The following is an 18,936-nucleotide window of genomic DNA, read 5'->3' as shown; positions in this document are numbered from 1 at the left end:
ACCCAATATTTTGGTACCTGTATTTTTATACAAAAAAATAAGCCTAGCCAAAAAGCTAGGCTCATTATATTTATTTGTGCTATTATAAGACACGTTGATAATTTAATTTATTGTAGTGTACTCTTGAAAGGATGATATATATTATGAGTAACGAGCGACCAAAAATCGTGAGTTTCCATACTCTAGGTTGACCATTCTTCAAATGAGAAAGCCGATTCAAGTAAAATTTGGATCTGCTAATCTATTTTATACAGATATTCACAGCCATGGTGTTAAGCAAAGTAAAGAATCGACTGTTGGTTTCTATTTGTTTATTTATAAAAATCCCCTCCTAAATATATGGAGGGGAAGATAATTAATATTTATTTAATTGTTAGTGAATAAGGCATACCATAGCTTGAGCGCCTAAGCAACTAGCGCAAGTAACTATACCTACAATATTTCCGCCAAATATTACAGAGAGACAAGCAGCAGAACATAATTCTTTCGTAAGTTCAGGAGCATTTTTCCAAGCATTTTTTAAACAATCCCAAGTATCGCTCCAATACCCTGCTTGACCACTATCAGTTGGAGATACTTCGTTATATATTTTTCTGTCAATAACTTCATTTGTGCCTACATCAAGAGTCATGCCAACCACTTTTTCATCATTTAATGTTGAGTAGGTAACTTCAATTTCATTATTTTCGATATCAAGAACTGATTTCATAATAATAAAATCATCACTAATTTCACCAGTTGTTTTATCATAAGCAGTTAATAAACGAATATCAAAGTTTTCATTGTTCTGCTTATAAGGAATCATTAAACCATCTTTATCCTTGCCGAAATCCATGAACTCAATATTTTTCCAATCGAAATCATCTTTATTGTACTCACTATGATTAAAATTCTCCGCTATATCTAAATCTTCTTTTACATCGTTTATTACTAAATTATTTTTTAAAAAACCTGCTTGTTCCATTTGTAAAGGTAATTTTTGTGAACAGCTATTACAATCATTGTTCTCACCTTTTTCTTTAGCAATAGCTCGATCTAAATTTACAGATAGGGGTTGCAATGCTAAAAACATAACCATTACCAAAAATATTAACTTTTTCTTCATGTACAATTCCTCCTGAATCTTAAATTTATTTTTTGAAAAACTTGTACCACGGAACACCAATGAAAAAAACGACAATTAAAAGATAAAGAAAATCATGAGATTGTATCCCATCTGAAAAAAGTATTAGTAATACGGCTATAAATGCCAATATTCTAATTAAGATAGTTTTTTTCATTAAAGACCCCCATTCTTTTACAAAATATTACGAATGGTTTTTTTAAAAAAAATGGAATTACCATCCATGGAAAATATTACCATTATTTATATACAATTTCCATCTATTTATAAAAAATAGGTTATGCAAGTAATATTTGAGATTTGGAGAGATGAAAGAAAGGCACTCATTTTTTAACAATGAGTGCCTTTTTCCATGAATAGAACCTGGTCAGTCACAAAAAAGTATCTTAAAAGTACTGATTTCAAAAGGTTTGTGTTATTATAGTTCACGTATCTAAATTATGGACATCAAATAATAATTAAAAGTTAAGAAACAAAATGTAATGCAATCTTGAAAGGATGAAATATATTATGAGTGAAACGCTTCCTAAAACCCTAGCTCTATATACATTAGGTTGTAAAGTAAATCATTATGAAACAGAAGCAATTTGGCAGTTATTTAAAGAAGATGGCTATGAACGTACGGAGTTTGATCGTCAAGCAGACGTTTATGTCATTAATACATGTACAGTAACAAATACAGGGGATAAAAAATCACGTCAGGTTATCCGTCGAGCTATTCGTCAAAACCCAGACGCTGTTATTTGTGTTACAGGATGTTACGCTCAAACCTCTCCAGCAGAAATTATGGCGATTCCTGGTGTTGACATTGTAGTAGGAACACAGGATCGTACAAAATTACTTGGCTACATAGATCAATATCTTACTGAACGCCAACCAATTAATGCTGTACGCAACATTATGAAAAATCGTGTGTATGAGGAATTAGACGTTCCTGCATTTACAGACCGTACACGCGCATCTTTAAAAATACAAGAAGGCTGTAATAACTTCTGTACGTTTTGTATTATTCCATGGGCACGTGGGTTAATGCGCTCTCGAGACCCTCAAGAAGTATTGAATCAAGCCCAACAATTAGTGGATGCGGGGTACCTTGAGATTGTTCTAACTGGTATTCATACAGGTGGCTATGGACAAGACTTAAAAGATTACAATTTAGCCCAGCTACTACGTGATTTAGAGGCAAATGTGAAAGGCTTAAAACGTCTACGTATTTCTTCGATTGAGGCAAGTCAATTAACAGATGAAGTGATTGAAGTTTTACGTGAATCAAATATCGTTGTTAACCACTTACACATTCCAATCCAATCTGGCTCTGATACAGTTTTAAAACGTATGCGTCGTAAGTATACAATGGAGTTCTTCGGTGAACGCTTAACTAAACTACATGAAGCTTTACCAGACTTGGCTGTCACTTCTGACGTAATCGTAGGTTTCCCAGGAGAATCTGAGGAAGAGTTCATGGAAACATATAACTTTATTCGTGATCATAAGTTTTCTGAATTACACGTATTCCCATTCTCTCCACGTACAGGTACACCAGCCGCGCGTATGGAGGACCAAATTGACGAGAACATTAAAAACGAACGTGTTCACCGATTAATCGCTTTAAATGATCAATTAGCAAAGGAATATGCTTCTCGCTTTGAAGATCAAGTGCTAGAGGTAATTCCTGAAGAATTTGTGCATGATGGAAGCGATGAGGCAGGGCTTTTAACAGGGTATACTGATAATTACTTAAAGGTAGTCTTTGAAGGTCCTGAAAGCCTAATCGGTCAGCTTGTGAAAGTGAAAATTACGCAAGCTGGATATCCTCATTCTAAAGGACAATTTGTTCGTGTATTAGAAACTATAAAATAAAATAGGGTAACTATGACTAAAAACACCGTTCAAACATTGAGGGCACTTGAAAAGTCCAATATACAGTTGAAAGTTCGATTTAATCGAACTTTCAACTGATTTCTTTGATATTAAATCAAGAATCTCTTAATCTTAGTGTATTTATGGCAATTTATGACATTGTTGTACCGAAGGATAATATGCCGGCAAATAAATGAACTTGTTGATTTCTCTTTTATTTTGGACGAACTGACAAATAAATTTTAAAGGGCATCGGTATGTTAGATACTAAATCAATATATATTGATTTAGTAAGTTATGTTGTAATGTTTTTTGTGATATACACCATATTTGATTTTAAAACACTTTATAGAATTATATTATTAAAGTGACTAACTAAAATATCTACGCTGAAGTATATTGCTTCAACGTGGATATTTTTTTCTTGTATGTAATTAAAATCTTATCGTATAAATCACCTATAGAATGTAAAAGATATTTGACATTAAATTGGAAATAAATTACACTAAAAGTGTCAAATACTTTTTACATTATATGAGTAGGAGTGAGTGGGATGAATATTTTTATTATTATCTTTCTATGCTTAATTGTAGTCTCAATGAGTATTATTATTTCTACACTGTATTCAATCGCAAAACGACAAGATGAACGTCAGGATTATATTAAATCCAAAGCAATGACTTATACTTTCAGTGTTGTTATTGGGTTTTTAGTCATTGAAATTATTTTAGATATTTACCGCAGTATGACAGGGCAAGCAATCAATCTGGGAATGAGTCCGTATATTTTCTTATTTACAATATGTATTGTGTATCTTGTATCTCTATTATTCTTTTCAAGAAAGTATGCCTAATGAAGAATAATATTAGAGAAATCCGCAAACATTTAAAACTTTCCCAAGATGAGCTTGCAAAATATTGTGGTGTTTCAAGACAAACTGTTAATGCTATTGAAAATGCAAAGTATGATCCTACGTTACATTTAGCTTTTAAATTAGCATCTGTTTTACAGGTTACAGTCAACGAACTATTTATTTTTGAAGAAAATTAAAAAGTGGCATTTAAAAAAGCGTATTTTGAAATTAACTTTCAGAAATACACGTTTTTATAACTATATGCAATTTAAGCGAACCATAACAAAATTTTGTCATTGATCGATATGATTGCTCCCCTTTAAGTAGACAAAAAATAGAATTTGTTTATCTAATGGGGACTCTGTTTTATGCTAGTTTTCTTAAAGAGTTCCGAGAACTGAGAAATATACACCAATTAGATTGCAAAAACTTGCACATCAAGTGGCTTCCCGCTATCGATATCCAAATTTAATGGGTTTCTGAAATAATTAGAATTCATCTAATTTTGGAAAGAAATTAGACGGCAACGTTAAAAAATGGTATGATTCCGGAGAGGTACGTACAACTTGTTGATAGAAGGAGAGTCTAATAAAAATGGAACAAAATTTCGCACGTATGATTGATCACACATTATTAAAGGCTGAAGCTACAAAAGAGCAAATCGAAAAATTGTGTGCAGAGGCAAAACAATTTAACTTTGCTTCTGTTTGTGTAAATCCAACTTGGGTGAAATATAGCAGCGAGCTTTTACAAGGCTCAGATGTTTTAGTTTGTACAGTAATTGGCTTCCCTTTAGGTGCTAACACGCCAGCTGTTAAAGCGTTCGAAGCGAAAGATGCGATTGCTAACGGTGCAAAAGAGGTAGACATGGTTATCAATATCGGTGCATTAAAGGATAAAAAATATGACCTTGTGCAAGCAGATATTGCTGCGGTTGTTGAAGCGGCAAAAGGCAGCGCACTTGTAAAAGTAATTATTGAATCTTGTCTTCTAACTGAGGAAGAAAAAGTAAAAGCATGTGAGCTAGCTGTGGCAGCAGGTACTGACTATGTGAAAACATCAACAGGTTTTTCTACTGGAGGCGCGACAGCAGAAGATATTGCCTTAATGCGTAAAACAGTAGGTCCAGATTTAGGTGTAAAAGCTTCTGGCGGTGTACGTAGCTTAGAGGATATGAAAAAGATGATTGAGGCTGGAGCCACTCGTATTGGAGCAAGCTCTGGTGTTGCTATTATGAACGGATTAATTGCAGATTCAAATTATTAATAGTAATAATTGGTAAATGGTACGGGGCTGTTCATTATGAACTAGCCCCGTTTTCATTGAAAATTTGATAAATGCCTTTTCTGGTAGTCTAATAATGGAAAATATTCATTTTCTTAAATCTTTATGTTCACCAAAAATAAATTGGTAACTCAATAATAATCAAACCTCGTTACAATTGAAAATTAAAATTCCTATACATAAAAAATTGAGCAAGTTGATAAATTTCCTTACTATTTTTTGATGATTTAATATCAAAATTTACTTATTAATTGATTGCAATTGTTTCATCCACAATATGCCTCTTTTTAGCCCATAGTAGATGATGTATTATGAAGAGTAATTGCAAAAATGTATAAGGAGTAATATTATAATTTATGGTTCATCATCAAGATTTTTATAAATATAAATATCTTGATGATGAACTTTGTATAAATATGAACCAGATTCTTACATAACTTAGTAACATCGATAACATAGGGTATTGAAGATTGAATGCGAGAATTAACAGGTCAATCAATTACAATTATTTAATCTTAAGTGCCTCTCCGTTTTTAATAATCCTTCGTGTTTTAATCCTTAAAATGGGGGAATATATGATGTTTGGTGATAAAGGTAACGAATTGTATTAAAAAAAGGAGAAACTATCCGTGGAATTCATAAGCAGTTTTATAAGTCAATATGGATATCTAGCTATATTTTTAATCTTATCTTTAGGAATAATTGGCTTACCCATTCCCGATGAGATCTTGATGACGTTTGTGGGATTTTTGTGTCAAGATGGACATTTAAACTTTCTGTTGAGTATTTTCTTAAGCTTTTTAGGTGCATCCACTGGTATGGTATTTAGCTACGCGATTGGAAATAAATTAGGGAAACCATTAATATTAAAATATGGAAAGTGGTTTGGACTCAATAATAGACGATTTACTAAAGTTGAACGGTGGTTTCATCGTTTTGGACCGTGGACAATAATTATAGGATATTTTGTTCCGGGTATTAGACATGTTACAAGTTACATGTCAGGAATAACACAGATGAAGTTTAGTACTTATCTGGCTTTTGCTTGTTTTGGGGCTATGGTATGGGTAATTATTTTTATTTCTATAGGATATTTTCTTGGTGTAACTATATAAGATATTGCAGTGCAATTTTTATTTAAAGCTTGAATGGAACTAAAATGCATAATAGAACATACAGCTCGCGTTTTTCAAAATGCGGGCTGTTTTATGTGTATTTTAGATGCTTAGCACTCTGGGGAGGTGATTTCCATCAGATACCAACACTAGTCAGAATAAAAATTTTATCTACCTCATATACTCCACTGATGTAATGGATTAAGAAGGGAGGATACAATGTTTTCGCAATATAAATACTGGAAGCCTTTTATTAGCCAATACGATCCATGTCCACCTATAAGAGTTAAAAGTTTTTCTACACCGCCCCAATTATATATGGGTTTTCAACCGCCTGGGCTACCACAATATCAAACCCCTAGGGAAGCTCTCAGATCTGGCACATTATGGCCTCAATTATTTAGCCCCTATCCAAATCCTGAAAAAGGAGGGATGAAGAATGAGTAAAGAGATGCCACCCGAATTTTATAAGCTACTTGAAGAAATACAAGCTATTGATTTTGTAATAGTGGAATTAAATCTTTATTTAGATACTCATCCCCACGATTATGATGCTATTCAGCAATTTAACGAAAACACTGAAATCAGTATGCGACTAAAGGTTGGATTTGAACAGAAATTTGGTCCGCTTATGAATTTTGGGAGAAGTTATTCAAATTATCCTTTTAATTGGGTTGATACACCTTGGCCATGGCAAGTCTAACTCCTTTCAGCAATTGTTTTTGGTAGCGAAAATGAAACGTTAGCTAAAAATGTTTTAGGAGTTCTTTGTGCAAGCACAAAGCCGATTCTGACGCAATTATGCCGAGGTATAATTGATTATGAGTAATTAGGAGGAATTATTTTTGTGGTATTATGAAAAGAAGCTCCAGTATCCAGTAAGGGTGAGTACATGTAACCCTATGTTGGCGAAGTATTTAATTGAGCAGTATGGTGGTGCAGACGGAGAATTAGCAGCAGCACTTCGTTATATGAATCAGCGCTATACGATTCCCGACAAAGTGGTCGGATTGTTAACTGATATAGCGACAGAGGAATTTTCTCACTTAGAAATGATTGCCACGATGATTTATAAACTGACGAAGGATGCCACTCCAGAGATGTTAAAAGAGGCAGGCCTTGGAGAACATTATGCCAATCATGACAGGGCGTTATTTTATCAAAATGCAGCTGGATCACCGTTCACAGCAACTTATATTCAGGCTAAAGGAGATCCTATCGCTGATTTGTATGAGGATATCGCAGCCGAAGAAAAAGCAAGAGCGACTTATCAGTGGATTATTGATTTATCTGATGACACTGATTTGAATGATAGCTTGAAATTTTTACGTGAACGAGAAATCGTCCATTCTCTACGTTTCAGAGAGGCTGTAGAGATTTTAAAAGACGATAGGGATAACAAGAAAATTTTTTAAAAAATGTCGAAGGCTGTTTCGAGGGGAAAATCACCTTTGGACACAGCCTATTTTAATTTAGCCTTTTTTCTATTCAACATTTGAAAATAAGTAAGATCCTTTCTATGGCCAATCATAACCAGTATATCCTTTTCTTCTATAATCTGATCTGGAGAAGGTAAAATGGTAATATTGCCGTCTCGAACTATGGCAATCACATTGACAATATATTTCGCTCGAATGTCTAAATCTCTTAGATTTTGGCCAGCCAATTTAGGAGGAATCATAATTTCCTCTATACTGTATTCTTTTGACAATTCAATATAATTTAGCATATTTGGTGAAAGCAGCTGATTGGCTACTCGCTCTCCCATATCTCGTTCAGGATAAATAATCCAATTTGCACCAACCTTGTATAAAACTTGTCCGTGTCTTTTTCCAAGAGCCTTGGCAATTATTTTTTTGATGCCTAGCTCCTTTAATAATGAGACCGTTAAAATACTTGATTGCATATCTATACCTATAGCGACAATGACACAATCGAAATTTCTGATCCCTATGGAGTTAAGTGCTTTTTCCTCTGTCGTATCAGCAACTACTGCATGTGTCACATAAGGTTCGGCATCTTCGACTCTTTCCTCATTAATATCAATTCAATTCCTAAAACTTCGTGCTCAGCTTCAAATAATTTGCGGGCTACACTTACGCCAAACCTACCAAGACCTATCACAGCATATTGTTTGATCGTCATTGTACACATCGCTCCTTGATCATAGTTATCCGATCATAATCTTTCCTTTTGGATGGCGGAAGGCCTCTGTTTTTCGACGTTTTGTGATGGCAAAAGCAATTGTTAAGGGGCCCAATCTTCCTGCAAACATTGTCAATATGATAAGAAGACGGCCGCCGGTTGATAGCTCGGGAGTTAACCCCATTGTAAGTCCGGCTGTTCCAAATGCAGAGGTAGCCTATCATAAAACTATGACGTTGTTCAATAAGACTTAAGACAATGGTAACAAGGACGACGATCATCATCCCACACATTGTGACTGTCAAAGCTTTTAAAATCGTTTCATTAACAATGCTACGTCTAAAAAGCACTACATCTTCTTTCCCTTTTATTTGAGACCACATCGTAGCAACTAAAACAGCGAAAGTCGTAATTTTAATACCTCCAGCAGTTGATCCAGAACCACTTCCGATGAACATTAGCCAAATTATTAAAAATAATGTTGAATGTGTTAAATCACCAATAGGAAGGGTATTAGAGCCAGCAATTCTTGGTGTAACTGCTTGGTATAATGAACCAAGAATTTTCCCCATTCAGATAGTGGCCCAAGTGTTTTACTATTTCCGTATTCAAATAAGAAAATTAAGAGCGTAGAGCCGACTGTTAAAATAAATGTTGTAGTTAAAACAATTTTGGTATGCACTGAAAGTCGTTTTGTTCCGCGGTATTCATATAATTCATTGATAACAATAAATCCTAAGCCCCCGTTCGTAATAAGTGCACAAATAGTTAATACGACGAAAGGGTCGTCTACGTACGCTGTTAAGCTCTTAAAGTTACCCATTAAATCAAACCCAGCATTATTAAAATTCGATATGGCGTGAAAAAAACCAAAATAAAAGGCTTTTCCTACAGGCATATCGAAACGAATAGATAAAATGAAGCCGCCTAGTAGTTCAATTAATGCCGTAAATAACAGGATCCTTTTAACTAATTTAACTAGACCAGCAATTGTTACGTTATTAAATGCCTCTTTTAACAAAAGTCGTTCTTTTAAAGAAATCTTTTTTCCTAATAACAAAAATAATAATGTCGCAAATGTCATAAAGCCCAATCCGCCAATTTGGATAAGAAAAAGAATGACTAATTCTCCAAATATCGAAAATGTATTACCGGTATCTACAACAACCAGTCCTGTAACACACGTAGCAGAGGTAGCTGTAAATAGAGCATCTAAAAATGAAAGGCCATTACGATCGACTGTTGCAATGGGGAGTGTTAAGAAAAATGTCCCGATTAAATTGATAACGGCAAAGCCTAGTTACAAGTATTTTTGGAGGATTTAATTTATTTATAAATGTTTTCATTTTATTCTCCTCAATGAACTTTTAATGAAAGATTATGTATGTTTATTGTTGTCCAAAGCAGGCTGAAAATTCTTAAGGTAATAAAACCAAAAATTCACCAGATTAATTCACACACTTTCTATTGACCATTTTTAGACAATACGTTATAATTCTTTAGTACACAGCAGATGGTTATTAGCCTAATTGTGTATTGACGTGTGTTCGGAGGGAGGGAAAGAGAGATGTCAAAAACTGTCGTTCGCAAAAACGAATCGCTTGAAGATGCTCTTCGCCGCTTCAAACGTACTGTATCAAAAAGTGGTACAATTCAAGAAGTTAGAAAGCGCGAGTTCTACGAAAAACCTAGCGTAAAACGTAAAAAGAAATCAGAAGCTGCACGTAAACGTAAGTGGTAATTTAATTTCCCATTAAAAATCCCTACGTTCATAACACGCAATTGTATGATTCACTGAGCAGACAAAAATATACCTGAAATTAATCGTATTTCGATTGATTTCAGGTATTTTACATTAAGCTCAAATTTACGTACATATTGGAGAAGCCGAATGTAATCCCTGAGATTCATTCGGCTTTTATGTTATAAACTGATAATATTGTAAAAGCTATAATTATTAAAACACCACGATTAAAAATTCACTGTATAATAAAATTATTAGGATTTATGAAACTTTTTGCATAGTCAATCGTATATACAGAAGAGAAGCATGTTAGAAGGGAGGGAAAAAGATGCGAAGACGAAGAATCCTCAGTTATTTATTAGTTATTTGGGCGACGTTTTTGTTAGCGTTTCCATTAACGTCTGCTTTTGCAAGTAGTAAGGTCTACCACATACCAATTCATAATGAAGTAGAACGAGGACTTCACGCATTTTTAGAACGAGCTTTTAAAGAGGCGGAAGAAAACTATGCAGAGGCGATTATTTTAGACATTCATACGCCTGGCGGTTTCGTGAATGCAGCAGGGGATATTGCTATGCTTATGGATTCAACAGATATACGTAAGATTGCGTATATTAACAAAGACGCTCATTCTGCAGGTGCCTTTTTAGCCTTACATGCGGATGAAATCTATATGGTGCCAAATGGAACAATCGGGGCGGCTGCAGTTATTGACTCAGCAGGAAATGCAGCAGACTTAAAGGCGCATAGTGCATGGGTTGCTCAAATGGAGGCAGCTGCAGAATCGAAAAACCGCAATCCAAAATATGCACGAGCAATGGCTGATGTATCTGTTGATTTACCAGAATTTCGAGCAGGAGAAGGGAATTTATTAACTTTATCGGCTTCGGAGGCAAAAAAGGTTGGTTATTCTAAGGGGACAGTTTCAAATTTCCAAGATCTTTTAGAAGAAACGCAATTAAAAGGCAGTGACATCGTTCCGGTTGAACCTACTTTTGCCGAAAAACTTGCTCGTTTTATTACGAATCCGATTATCGTTCCGATTTTATTGTCGATTGCAAGCTTGGGACTTGTAGTTGAGCTTTATTCGCCAGGTTTTGGTGTTCCAGGTATAATGGGATTGTCAGCACTTGGATTATTTTTCTTCGGTCATATGGTGGCAGGTTTGGCAGGTTATGAGACATTACTTGTGTTTATTGCAGGCTTAGCGCTTGTTGTAGCGGAGTTTTTTGTCCCCGGAGGTATTGTTGGTATTTTAGGTGGTGTGCTAATATTACTAAGTCTAATACTGGCAGGTGCAAACATGATGCAAATGATTATAGCGATTTTCATTGCGCTTGTTGTAGCGATAATAGGAATGGTGATCCTGATGAAATTTTTCGGTAAAAAATTGCATGTTTTAAACAAGCTAGTCTTGATGGATGCGACAACGACGGAAGAGGGCTATGTATCTAACGTGAATCGCACAGAGCTGCTTGGAAAAGTGGGTACAGCGATTACACCACTTCGTCCGGCAGGTACAATGTTATTTGGAAGTGAGCGCATTGACGTAGTATCAGAAGGTGGCTATGTTGATGTTGGGAAACATGTAGAAGTTATTAAAGTAGAGGGCTCACGTATTGTTGTGAGACAAACAGAAAAAGAGATGGAGGAATAGTAAATGGGTTTTGATTTAGCTTTAATAGGTCCAATTGCAGGGCTAGTCTTATTATTCATTGTTCTCGCGGTATTCTTTACCTTTGTACCAGTGGCGCTATGGATTTCTGCACTTGCTGCAGGTGTCCGCGTTAGTATTTTCACATTAATCGGTATGCGATTACGTCGCGTAATCCCATCACGAATTGTAAACCCATTAATTAAAGCACATAAAGCAGGTTTACCTGTTACAATCAATCAACTTGAAAGTCACTATTTAGCAGGTGGTAATGTTGACCGTGTAGTAAATGCGTTAATCGCGGCTCATCGTGCAAATATCGAGTTAACATTTGAACGTTGTGCGGCAATTGATTTAGCGGGTCGTGATGTATTAGAAGCTGTACAAATGTCTGTTAACCCGAAAGTCATTGAAACACCATTTATTGCAGGTGTTGCTATGAACGGGATTGAAGTAAAAGCGAAGGCACGTATTACAGTGCGCGCAAACATTGAACGTTTAGTCGGTGGTGCTGGTGAAGAAACGGTTATTGCCCGTGTAGGTGAGGGGATCGTTTCTACAATTGGTAGCGCCTCTAGTCATACGACAGTTCTTGAAAATCCTGATATGATTTCTCAAACTGTATTAGCAAAAGGCTTAGATTCTGGTACAGCATTTGAAATCTTATCGATCGATATTGCTGATGTTGATATCGGCAAAAACATCGGTGCTGAATTACAAATTGAACAAGCGCAGGCAGATAAAAACATTGCCCAAGCGAAGGCTGAAGAACGCCGCGCAATGGCTGTAGCGAACGAGCAAGAAATGATTGCACGCGTACAAGAGATGAAAGCAAAAGTAGTAGAAGCAGAAGCTGAAGTACCACAGGCGATGGCAGAAGCACTACGTTCGGGTAATCTTGGTATCATGGATTACATGAACTACCGCAACATTCAAGCAGATACAGCGATGCGAGACTCCATTTCTAAAGTAAGCTCAGATAAATCAGAAACAAATGAACCTAACTAATAAAAAACTGAAAGGAGCGGTACTAATAAATGGAACAATTAATTATATTTGTAATAATTGCCATAGTCAGCTCTATTTTCGGTAAATCAAAAAATAAGAAAGAACAAAAACCAATGCCGACTTTTAATAATAAGGATTCACATGTTGAGCCTCCTGTTATAAAAAAGGCAGAGGTAACTCCACAGCAACGTTCTAAACCACAGAGCTTTGAGGATTTTGCACGTGGATTTTTAGGTGAATGGGAAAACGAACAGCCTAAATTTGAAGAGCCGAAAAAAATTGTCGAAGAAACAGTAAATGAGAAAGTACCAAGCTATGTAGCACCATCTTTAATCCCGACTGAGAAAGTGGGTCGTCCTACGAATAGAGAAAGTATTGGACGTTTGGCAGCGGGGAAAAAAGACGAGCGAGTAGCTCAATCACAATCGGCTTTTCAATTACCAACGTCAAAAAAATCACTTATGCAGGCTATTGTAATGGCAGAAGTTTTAGGCCCTCCAAAAGCAAAAAGAAAATAACTAGCATGTCCTCCTTTTTCGATGCATATATTGCCGAAGAAGGAGGCATTTTTTTATGAGAAAACTATTTCAATTAACGCCACTACTTGAATTATTACAATATGAAACATTAAAAATCATTGGCCCATATCGTTTTCTACATGCTGATGCTTCATCGTGCTCTTTTATCTATGCAGACTATCATATTACTGTGCGTGGAAAATCAGTAGAAATTAATGCTCTTAAAGAAGAAATGCTGCTTCTTTCAGTAGAGGATTTACAGGAGCTTCATTTGAAAATGACAAAGGATATGGGTGTGAGCGATAATGTGGAATAATCGGCCAATTATCATACGTATAAAGCGCCATGAAAATGTTCATCCTTTTATTCAAGCATTGCATGCACAACATGTGCCATTAAAGCGTGTTGTTTTTCGTGAGCAAGAGGTTGCCTTTGAAACAACTATGCATTATCTACCAAAGATTCGCCGTGTGCGTAGTCGTTACCGACTTAAAGTGGCTATCTATTATGCAGATGAACTTCAAGTTTTTCGAGCACAGCTTTGGACGTTGCTTGGCCTAGCGTTGATGATATTAATACCATTACTATGTGCGCAGGTTATTTGGCGTATCGATATTAAAGCGGCAACACCGGAGTTAGAGGAACGTCTAGGAGAGACCTTTCAAGATACCTTTCACTTAGAAACACCCATTTCTAAAAAAGACTTACCCTCAGATGCTGTCATTCGTCAGAAGCTATTAGAAGGCCATCGAGATCTTTCGTGGGTGCATATTGAAAAGCATGGTGGACGTGTAATTTTACGCCCTCAGGAGTCCCCGAAACAAACTAAACAAACGAATGAAAAGCTAGCGACGCATTTAGTAGCAACAAAAAGTGGTGTTATTACTCACTTTAATATTCAAAATGGTGAACGAAAAATTTCAGTTAACGATACTGCTTACGAAGGTGATGTTCTCGTAAGTGGCGTAATTGAAAGTGGTGAAGATCAAGTGTTTGTTGGGGCAAAGGGAGAGGTTTACGCTGATTATTGGCTTGAATGTTCATTTAAAATTCCAACAAAACTAACGATGGAAACGCTACAACAAAAGCAGTGGCGTGTATTAGTGAAAGGCATCCATCAAGAAAAAGAAAAAGTTGACTATGTGCAAAAGAAAGATTTACCTAATTGGCTCAATCCATATGTTTCAATTGTTGAGGAGCAGTACACAAAAAAAATGCAAGTAGAGCTTGATGAATCCAAAATAGATTCATTGCTCATACCATTGCTTCATGAAAAGGTACTACGTTCATTACCTGCAAAAACGGTTATTAAAAAAGAAAACCTTTTACAGGTAAAGTGGGGGAATGGTACAGTTGAAGGGAAAGTTCTATTTTTAGTCAATGAAAACATTGCCAGTCCAATACAAGGCCTACAAGGAGAATGATTATGTCAGAACATTTAACTGTATTACAAGTGGATAATCCAAACGAAGCGGTTATGCTACTCGGAATTTCCGATGCAAATATGAAATTAATCGAAGAGGCTCTAAAAGTCCACATTATTACACGTGGTGAACAAATTCAGCTTGCAGGTGAAGAGGATGCAAAGGAACAAGCAACATTCCTTTTACATGCTCTTTTAAAGGTCATTCGTAAAGGAATTAATATTGATCAGCGTGATGTAGCAACAGCTATTGAAATGACACAAAAAGGAACGATTGAATATTTTGCAGAACTTTATGATGAAGAAATAGCTCGCACGACGAAAGGAAAACCTATCCGTGCAAAAACAATCGGTCAACGAGAATACATACAAGCAATCCGTCATAAGGACGTTGTTTTTGGTATCGGACCAGCCGGTACTGGGAAAACGTATTTAGCGGTAGTCATGGCAACGCAGGCGCTAAAAAACGGACACGTAAAGCGTATTATTTTAACACGCCCTGCAGTAGAGGCAGGCGAGTCGCTAGGCTTTCTTCCGGGGGATTTGAAGGAAAAGGTAGATCCTTATTTACGCCCTCTTTATGACGCTTTAAACGATATATACGGGACAGAACAAACGCAAAGGCTAATTGAGCGGGGTACAATCGAAATTGCACCGTTAGCGTATATGCGCGGCCGTACATTAGACGATGCCTTTGTTATTTTAGATGAGGCTCAAAATACGACACATCAGCAAATGAAAATGTTTTTAACGCGACTAGGCTTTGGCTCAAAAATGGTCATTACCGGCGACAAAACACAAATTGACCTACCAAAAAACACGGAATCTGGATTAATCGTAGCAGAACGAACATTAAAATATGTAAAATCTATACATTTCCAGATTTTAGAACAAGGCGATGTAGTACGTCACCCAATCGTAGCAAAAATCATCCAAGCCTACGAAGAACAGCAACTTTAATATGACCGCTTAGCGGTCATATTAAAGTCTGCACCGAAAGCGTAGCGTCAGGTGCAATGGGGTTTAAAAAAAGTCTGCACCGAAAGCGTAATGACGGAAATAAAAGATTTAACAAATAGAAAATGGTTGAAAAATGGAAAAAATTGTGACAGCTATACGATGTGTATAGCTGTTTTTTTACTTTCTTATACATTTTTCGGGAAAAATGTTTTTTGAATTGGTATGATAGTAGGTAGATAGAGGAGGTGCAAGATGGAGAAACAATTAAAAAAAATTACAGAACTTATTGGCTTTCGCTACTTTTTAATTGTCGTTCTCATCTTAACAGGAGCCCTACAATTTACTTTTATGTATGGCAATGTTAAAGGTGTTACATATGATTTTAAACCATTACAGCTAGCGCCTGAAACAGTACGATCTACTAAAACGATAGAAGATACTTATAAAACGCAACAGGAACGAGAAAAAGCAGCGAATGCAGTTGAACCAGTCTATCAATTTTCTGCGGATGTTGCAAAACAGCGAGCTGCGATTGTAACGTCTTTATTTGACTATGTTCTTGAAGTAAAGGCGGATGTTGAGAGTAGTAAAGAACCTATTCCGATTGTCGACCAAGTGACGAAGCTCCGCAAAAAGTTTGAATCCATAGATTCGGAGCAAATGCCAATTATCTTTACAGATTCACAGCTAGAGGGTTTGTTAGTACAAAGTGAAGCGGATTTAAAAAGGACTAGTACGCAACTATCAAAATCTGTGCAGGAATATTTGCAAAAATCCATTCGATCAGAAAATGTGTTTGCGTTTCAAAATGATTTTGAGACAAAAATTCGTGGACAACGAGGCTATCCTGATAAAATATTTAATACGGTAGTTTTAATTGGACGTACGAGTATTATCGAAAACGAGACGATAAACGAGGAACAAACGAAAATTCGAAAGGAACAAGCGAAGGAATCAGTTGAACCAACTCGAATTCTTCAAGGTCAAATCATCGTACAGGAAGGGCAAATTATTGATAATGAGGCGTTTCGTCAATTAGAGCTTCTAGGTATGGTAAGTAATAAGGCATCGATGAAACCGATTGCAGGGCTGATTATTTTAATACTTCTTGAAATGATGTTCATGTTTGTTTTATTTGAACGCTGGGATATAAATGAGCACAAGAAACGTAATGCCCTGTTGGTAACAGTAATTGTTTATAGTTTATCGATCCTGCTGATGAAATTTATTAGCCTTGTCTCAGGCGGCTTCGATGTTACAGTTGCCTTCCTTTTCCCAACAGCTTTGGCCACAATGCTAGTACGGCTATTAGCGGATGACCGTGCGGCCGTTCTTATTACGGTTATGACAGCGGCATCTGCAGGTGTTATTTTCCAAGAAGGTTATTCATCTGTCATGCAGATGGAAATTACACTGTATATAATTTTTGGAGGATTTGCGAGCTTATTCTTTTTACAAAGTATGGAAAAACGTTCGCATATTCTACATACTGTAGGCGTCATAGGGCTCGTAAATATGTTATTTATTGCATTTTATTTACTGATGACACAATCTTCCTACGGCTTATCAGAGTTAGTGTTTTACTTTATCGCGGCAATGATGTCGGCTCTATTATCGGGGGCTCTTACAATGGGTCTCTTGCCATTCTTTGAATCAGCATTTAGCTTATTGTCGTCGTTACGATTAATTGAATTATCGAACCCAAACCATCCATTGCTGAAAAAATTACTAATGGAGGCGCCGGGAACATATCATCATAGTGTAATGGTGGCAAACTTAGCAGAGGCTGCATGTGAGGAAATTGGAGCAGATGGCTTATTGGCGCGTGTAGGATGCTATTATCATGATATTGGCAAAACGAAGCGTCCTGCCTTTTTCATCGAAAATCAAATGTCGGGCATTAACCCACACGATTCATTGTCCCCGGAAAAAAGTGCAGAAATTATAATCTCGCATACAACTGATGGGGCTGAAATGCTAAAACAATATAAGATGCCACAGGAAATTATTGATATTGCTTTGCAGCATCACGGATCTAGTCTGTTAAAATACTTCTACTTTAAAGCGAAGGAAGAAGGAAAATGTTTAGATGATACAACGTACAGATATCCAGGTCCGAAACCACAAACGAAAGAAGCGGCAGTTATTAGTGTTGCAGATAGTGTTGAGGCAGCGGTTCGATCGATGAAGGAACCGAATGCAGAGAAAATTCAAAAGTTGGTACGAGCAATTATTGATGATCGAGTACAAGACAGTCAGTTTGATGAATGCGATATTTCAATAAAAGAGTTAAAATGTATAGAGAGAGTACTTTGTGAAACGTTGAATGGAATTTTCCACTCACGAATTGAATATCCAAAGGCAGATAAGTAGGAGGATCTATGATTTTAACAATTGATTTTACAGATGAAACAAATGAAGTGGCTACTGAACATATGGAGCTTGTTGAAAAGCTTTTGCAGCAAGCTGCGAAACTAGAGAAGATTGAGCCGGAAACGGAAGTGTCAGTGACATTCGTTACAAATGAAGCGATTCAAGAAATAAACCGAGAATATCGTGACAAGGATCAACCGACAGATGTGATCTCGTTTGCCCTGGAGGAATTAGGTGAGGGGGAAATGGAAGTAACATTTGAAGGGATGCCTCGTATCTTAGGAGATATTATTATTTCTACGGATCGTACAAAAGAGCAAGCAGAGGAATATGGGCATACATTTGAGCGAGAATTAGGCTTTTTAGCGGTCCACGGTTTCTTACATTTACTTGGCTATGATCATATGGTGCCAGAAGATGAAAAGGTGATGTTCAGTAAGCAGGATGAGATTTTACAATCTTTCGGCTTAGGACGAGAATAAATGAATGTTCGCAAATTTGTACGCTCTTTTGGGTATGCCTTTAAAGGTATTATTACAGCCTTTACGGAGCAAAATTTTAGATTCCACTTACTAAGTGCAGGAATAGTTTTGATTGCTGGCTATTTTACGGAATTATCACGTATAGAATGGTATATTGTATTGTTATTAATTGCTCTTATGTTTGCACTTGAAATGATTAATACAGCAATTGAACGAGTAGTGGATTTAGCTTCACCTACTATCCATCCGCTTGCTAAGCAGGCTAAAGATCTTGCAGCAGGTGCAGTACTTGTATTTGCGATATTCAGTGCTATAATCGGATTACTCATATTTATACCGAAATGGTTTTGATATTACAAAAAATTAATAATCGGTCATGAAGTAGTAGCAGTTG

Annotated in this window: 19 protein-coding genes and 2 pseudogenes; 18 read left to right on the top strand and 3 right to left on the bottom strand. The window is 36.3% G+C overall.

Translation table 11 applies throughout. The features are described from left to right. Nucleotides 1-373: 373 nt before the first annotated feature. Nucleotides 374-1,105, bottom strand: a complete 732-nt coding sequence (locus ACFXN8_RS05710; protein WP_386843501.1) for a hypothetical protein — start codon at nt 1,103-1,105, stop codon at nt 374-376. 528 nt (nt 1,106-1,633) lie between these two features. Between ACFXN8_RS05710 and mtaB the strand changes: the two genes are divergently transcribed. The 8 genes from mtaB to ACFXN8_RS05670 all read left to right on the top strand — a co-directional run bounded on the left by mtaB (nt 1,634) and on the right by ACFXN8_RS05670 (nt 7,650). Then, on the top strand, nt 1,634-2,983 hold the full coding sequence (gene mtaB, locus ACFXN8_RS05705; RefSeq protein WP_386843499.1) for a tRNA (N(6)-L-threonylcarbamoyladenosine(37)-C(2))-methylthiotransferase MtaB: 1,350 nt from the start codon (nt 1,634-1,636) through the stop codon (nt 2,981-2,983). A gap of 553 nt (nt 2,984-3,536) precedes the next feature. Beyond that, nucleotides 3,537-3,836, top strand: a complete 300-nt coding sequence (locus ACFXN8_RS05700) for a hypothetical protein (protein ID WP_483869452.1) — start codon at nt 3,537-3,539, stop codon at nt 3,834-3,836. Then, on the top strand, nt 3,836-4,033 hold the full coding sequence (locus ACFXN8_RS05695; RefSeq protein WP_386843495.1) for a helix-turn-helix transcriptional regulator: 198 nt from the start codon (nt 3,836-3,838) through the stop codon (nt 4,031-4,033). The genes ACFXN8_RS05700 and ACFXN8_RS05695 overlap by 1 nt, the downstream gene beginning before the upstream one ends. Before the next feature lie 397 nt (nt 4,034-4,430). Next, nucleotides 4,431-5,102 (top strand): deoxyribose-phosphate aldolase, encoded by a 672-nt coding sequence (deoC, locus tag ACFXN8_RS05690; protein WP_386843493.1) that lies wholly within the window; start codon nt 4,431-4,433, stop codon nt 5,100-5,102. 647 nt (nt 5,103-5,749) lie between these two features. Beyond that, on the top strand, nt 5,750-6,235 hold the full coding sequence (locus ACFXN8_RS05685; protein ID WP_376077765.1) for a DedA family protein: 486 nt from the start codon (nt 5,750-5,752) through the stop codon (nt 6,233-6,235). A 219-nt stretch (nt 6,236-6,454) separates the two neighbouring features. Then, nucleotides 6,455-6,682 carry a spore coat associated protein CotJA gene (locus ACFXN8_RS05680; protein ID WP_376077762.1) on the top strand — a complete coding sequence of 76 codons (228 nt, stop codon included), beginning with the start codon at nt 6,455-6,457 and terminating at the stop codon, nt 6,680-6,682. After that, nucleotides 6,675-6,938, top strand: coding sequence for a spore coat protein CotJB (locus ACFXN8_RS05675; RefSeq protein WP_376077759.1), 264 nt, complete (start codon nt 6,675-6,677; stop codon nt 6,936-6,938). Before ACFXN8_RS05680 ends, ACFXN8_RS05675 begins: the two co-directional genes overlap by 8 nt. Nucleotides 6,939-7,080: 142 nt before the next feature. Then, entirely contained in the window at nt 7,081-7,650 is a 570-nt protein-coding gene (locus tag ACFXN8_RS05670; protein WP_376077757.1) for a manganese catalase family protein, read from the top strand. A gap of 47 nt (nt 7,651-7,697) precedes the next feature. Here the strand turns inward: ACFXN8_RS05670 and ACFXN8_RS05665 are convergent. Next, a pseudogene (locus tag ACFXN8_RS05665) lies at nt 7,698-8,380 on the bottom strand (potassium channel family protein). A gap of 25 nt (nt 8,381-8,405) precedes the next feature. Further along, nucleotides 8,406-9,726, bottom strand: a pseudogene (locus ACFXN8_RS05660) (TrkH family potassium uptake protein). Between the two features lie 221 nt (nt 9,727-9,947). Between ACFXN8_RS05660 and rpsU the strand changes: the two are divergent. The 10 genes from rpsU to ACFXN8_RS05610 all read left to right on the top strand — a co-directional run bounded on the left by rpsU (nt 9,948) and on the right by ACFXN8_RS05610 (nt 18,893). Then, nucleotides 9,948-10,121, top strand: a complete 174-nt coding sequence (rpsU, locus tag ACFXN8_RS05655; protein ID WP_004227078.1) for a 30S ribosomal protein S21 — start codon at nt 9,948-9,950, stop codon at nt 10,119-10,121. 331 nt (nt 10,122-10,452) lie between these two features. Then, nucleotides 10,453-11,781, top strand: coding sequence for an NfeD family protein (locus ACFXN8_RS05650; protein WP_376077754.1), 1,329 nt, complete (start codon nt 10,453-10,455; stop codon nt 11,779-11,781). 3 nt (nt 11,782-11,784) lie between these two features. Beyond that, entirely contained in the window at nt 11,785-12,786 is a 1,002-nt protein-coding gene (floA, locus tag ACFXN8_RS05645; RefSeq protein WP_386843490.1) for a flotillin-like protein FloA, read from the top strand. Between the two features lie 29 nt (nt 12,787-12,815). After that, nucleotides 12,816-13,304 carry a hypothetical protein gene (locus ACFXN8_RS05640; protein WP_376077750.1) on the top strand — a complete coding sequence of 163 codons (489 nt, stop codon included), beginning with the start codon at nt 12,816-12,818 and terminating at the stop codon, nt 13,302-13,304. A 55-nt stretch (nt 13,305-13,359) separates the two neighbouring features. After that, nucleotides 13,360-13,620, top strand: a complete 261-nt coding sequence (locus ACFXN8_RS05635; protein WP_376077749.1) for a hypothetical protein — start codon at nt 13,360-13,362, stop codon at nt 13,618-13,620. After that, nucleotides 13,610-14,728: a sporulation protein YqfD gene (locus ACFXN8_RS05630; RefSeq protein ID WP_386843487.1), complete on the top strand. Its 1,119-nt coding sequence runs from the start codon at nt 13,610-13,612 to the stop codon at nt 14,726-14,728. The genes ACFXN8_RS05635 and ACFXN8_RS05630 overlap by 11 nt, the downstream gene beginning before the upstream one ends. Before the next feature lie 2 nt (nt 14,729-14,730). Then, on the top strand, nt 14,731-15,687 hold the full coding sequence (locus ACFXN8_RS05625; protein WP_323647261.1) for a PhoH family protein: 957 nt from the start codon (nt 14,731-14,733) through the stop codon (nt 15,685-15,687). Between the two features lie 252 nt (nt 15,688-15,939). Continuing rightward, the gene (locus ACFXN8_RS05620) at nt 15,940-18,060 is read left to right on the top strand and encodes an HD family phosphohydrolase (protein WP_386843485.1); all 2,121 of its coding nucleotides are present in this window, start codon (nt 15,940-15,942) and stop codon (nt 18,058-18,060) included. 8 nt (nt 18,061-18,068) lie between these two features. After that, nucleotides 18,069-18,542 (top strand): rRNA maturation RNase YbeY, encoded by a 474-nt coding sequence (gene ybeY / locus ACFXN8_RS05615; protein ID WP_376077740.1) that lies wholly within the window; start codon nt 18,069-18,071, stop codon nt 18,540-18,542. Next, nucleotides 18,543-18,893, top strand: coding sequence for a diacylglycerol kinase family protein (locus ACFXN8_RS05610; RefSeq protein ID WP_376077737.1), 351 nt, complete (start codon nt 18,543-18,545; stop codon nt 18,891-18,893). It begins immediately after the preceding gene. Nucleotides 18,894-18,936: the final 43 nt, after the last annotated feature.

This window comes from Lysinibacillus sp. NPDC059133 (genome assembly GCF_042755925.1).
Taxonomy (GTDB): Bacteria; Bacillota; Bacilli; order Bacillales_A; family Planococcaceae; genus Lysinibacillus.
Note: the sequence above shows the minus strand (reverse complement) of the source record. Positions and strands in the feature narration are given on the sequence as shown.

Bases quoted from the DNA above. Each gene is read 5' to 3' on its own strand.
- ACFXN8_RS05710 (WP_386843501.1), bottom strand. From the start codon at position 1,105: ATGAAGAAAAAGTTAATATTTTTGGTAATGGTTATGTTTTTAGCATTG.
- mtaB (WP_386843499.1), top strand. From the start codon at position 1,634: ATGAGTGAAACGCTTCCTAAAACCCTAGCTCTATATACATTAGGTTGT.
- ACFXN8_RS05700 (WP_483869452.1), top strand. From the start codon at position 3,537: ATGAATATTTTTATTATTATCTTTCTATGCTTAATTGTAGTCTCAATG.
- ACFXN8_RS05695 (WP_386843495.1), top strand. From the start codon at position 3,836: ATGAAGAATAATATTAGAGAAATCCGCAAACATTTAAAACTTTCCCAA.
- deoC (WP_386843493.1), top strand. From the start codon at position 4,431: ATGGAACAAAATTTCGCACGTATGATTGATCACACATTATTAAAGGCT.
- ACFXN8_RS05680 (WP_376077762.1), top strand. From the start codon at position 6,455: ATGTTTTCGCAATATAAATACTGGAAGCCTTTTATTAGCCAATACGAT.
- ACFXN8_RS05675 (WP_376077759.1), top strand. From the start codon at position 6,675: ATGAGTAAAGAGATGCCACCCGAATTTTATAAGCTACTTGAAGAAATA.
- rpsU (WP_004227078.1), top strand. From the start codon at position 9,948: ATGTCAAAAACTGTCGTTCGCAAAAACGAATCGCTTGAAGATGCTCTT.
- ACFXN8_RS05650 (WP_376077754.1), top strand. From the start codon at position 10,453: ATGCGAAGACGAAGAATCCTCAGTTATTTATTAGTTATTTGGGCGACG.
- floA (WP_386843490.1), top strand. From the start codon at position 11,785: ATGGGTTTTGATTTAGCTTTAATAGGTCCAATTGCAGGGCTAGTCTTA.
- ACFXN8_RS05640 (WP_376077750.1), top strand. From the start codon at position 12,816: ATGGAACAATTAATTATATTTGTAATAATTGCCATAGTCAGCTCTATT.
- ACFXN8_RS05635 (WP_376077749.1), top strand. From the start codon at position 13,360: ATGAGAAAACTATTTCAATTAACGCCACTACTTGAATTATTACAATAT.
- ACFXN8_RS05630 (WP_386843487.1), top strand. From the start codon at position 13,610: ATGTGGAATAATCGGCCAATTATCATACGTATAAAGCGCCATGAAAAT.
- ACFXN8_RS05625 (WP_323647261.1), top strand. From the start codon at position 14,731: ATGTCAGAACATTTAACTGTATTACAAGTGGATAATCCAAACGAAGCG.
- ACFXN8_RS05620 (WP_386843485.1), top strand. From the start codon at position 15,940: ATGGAGAAACAATTAAAAAAAATTACAGAACTTATTGGCTTTCGCTAC.
- ybeY (WP_376077740.1), top strand. From the start codon at position 18,069: ATGATTTTAACAATTGATTTTACAGATGAAACAAATGAAGTGGCTACT.
- ACFXN8_RS05610 (WP_376077737.1), top strand. From the start codon at position 18,543: ATGAATGTTCGCAAATTTGTACGCTCTTTTGGGTATGCCTTTAAAGGT.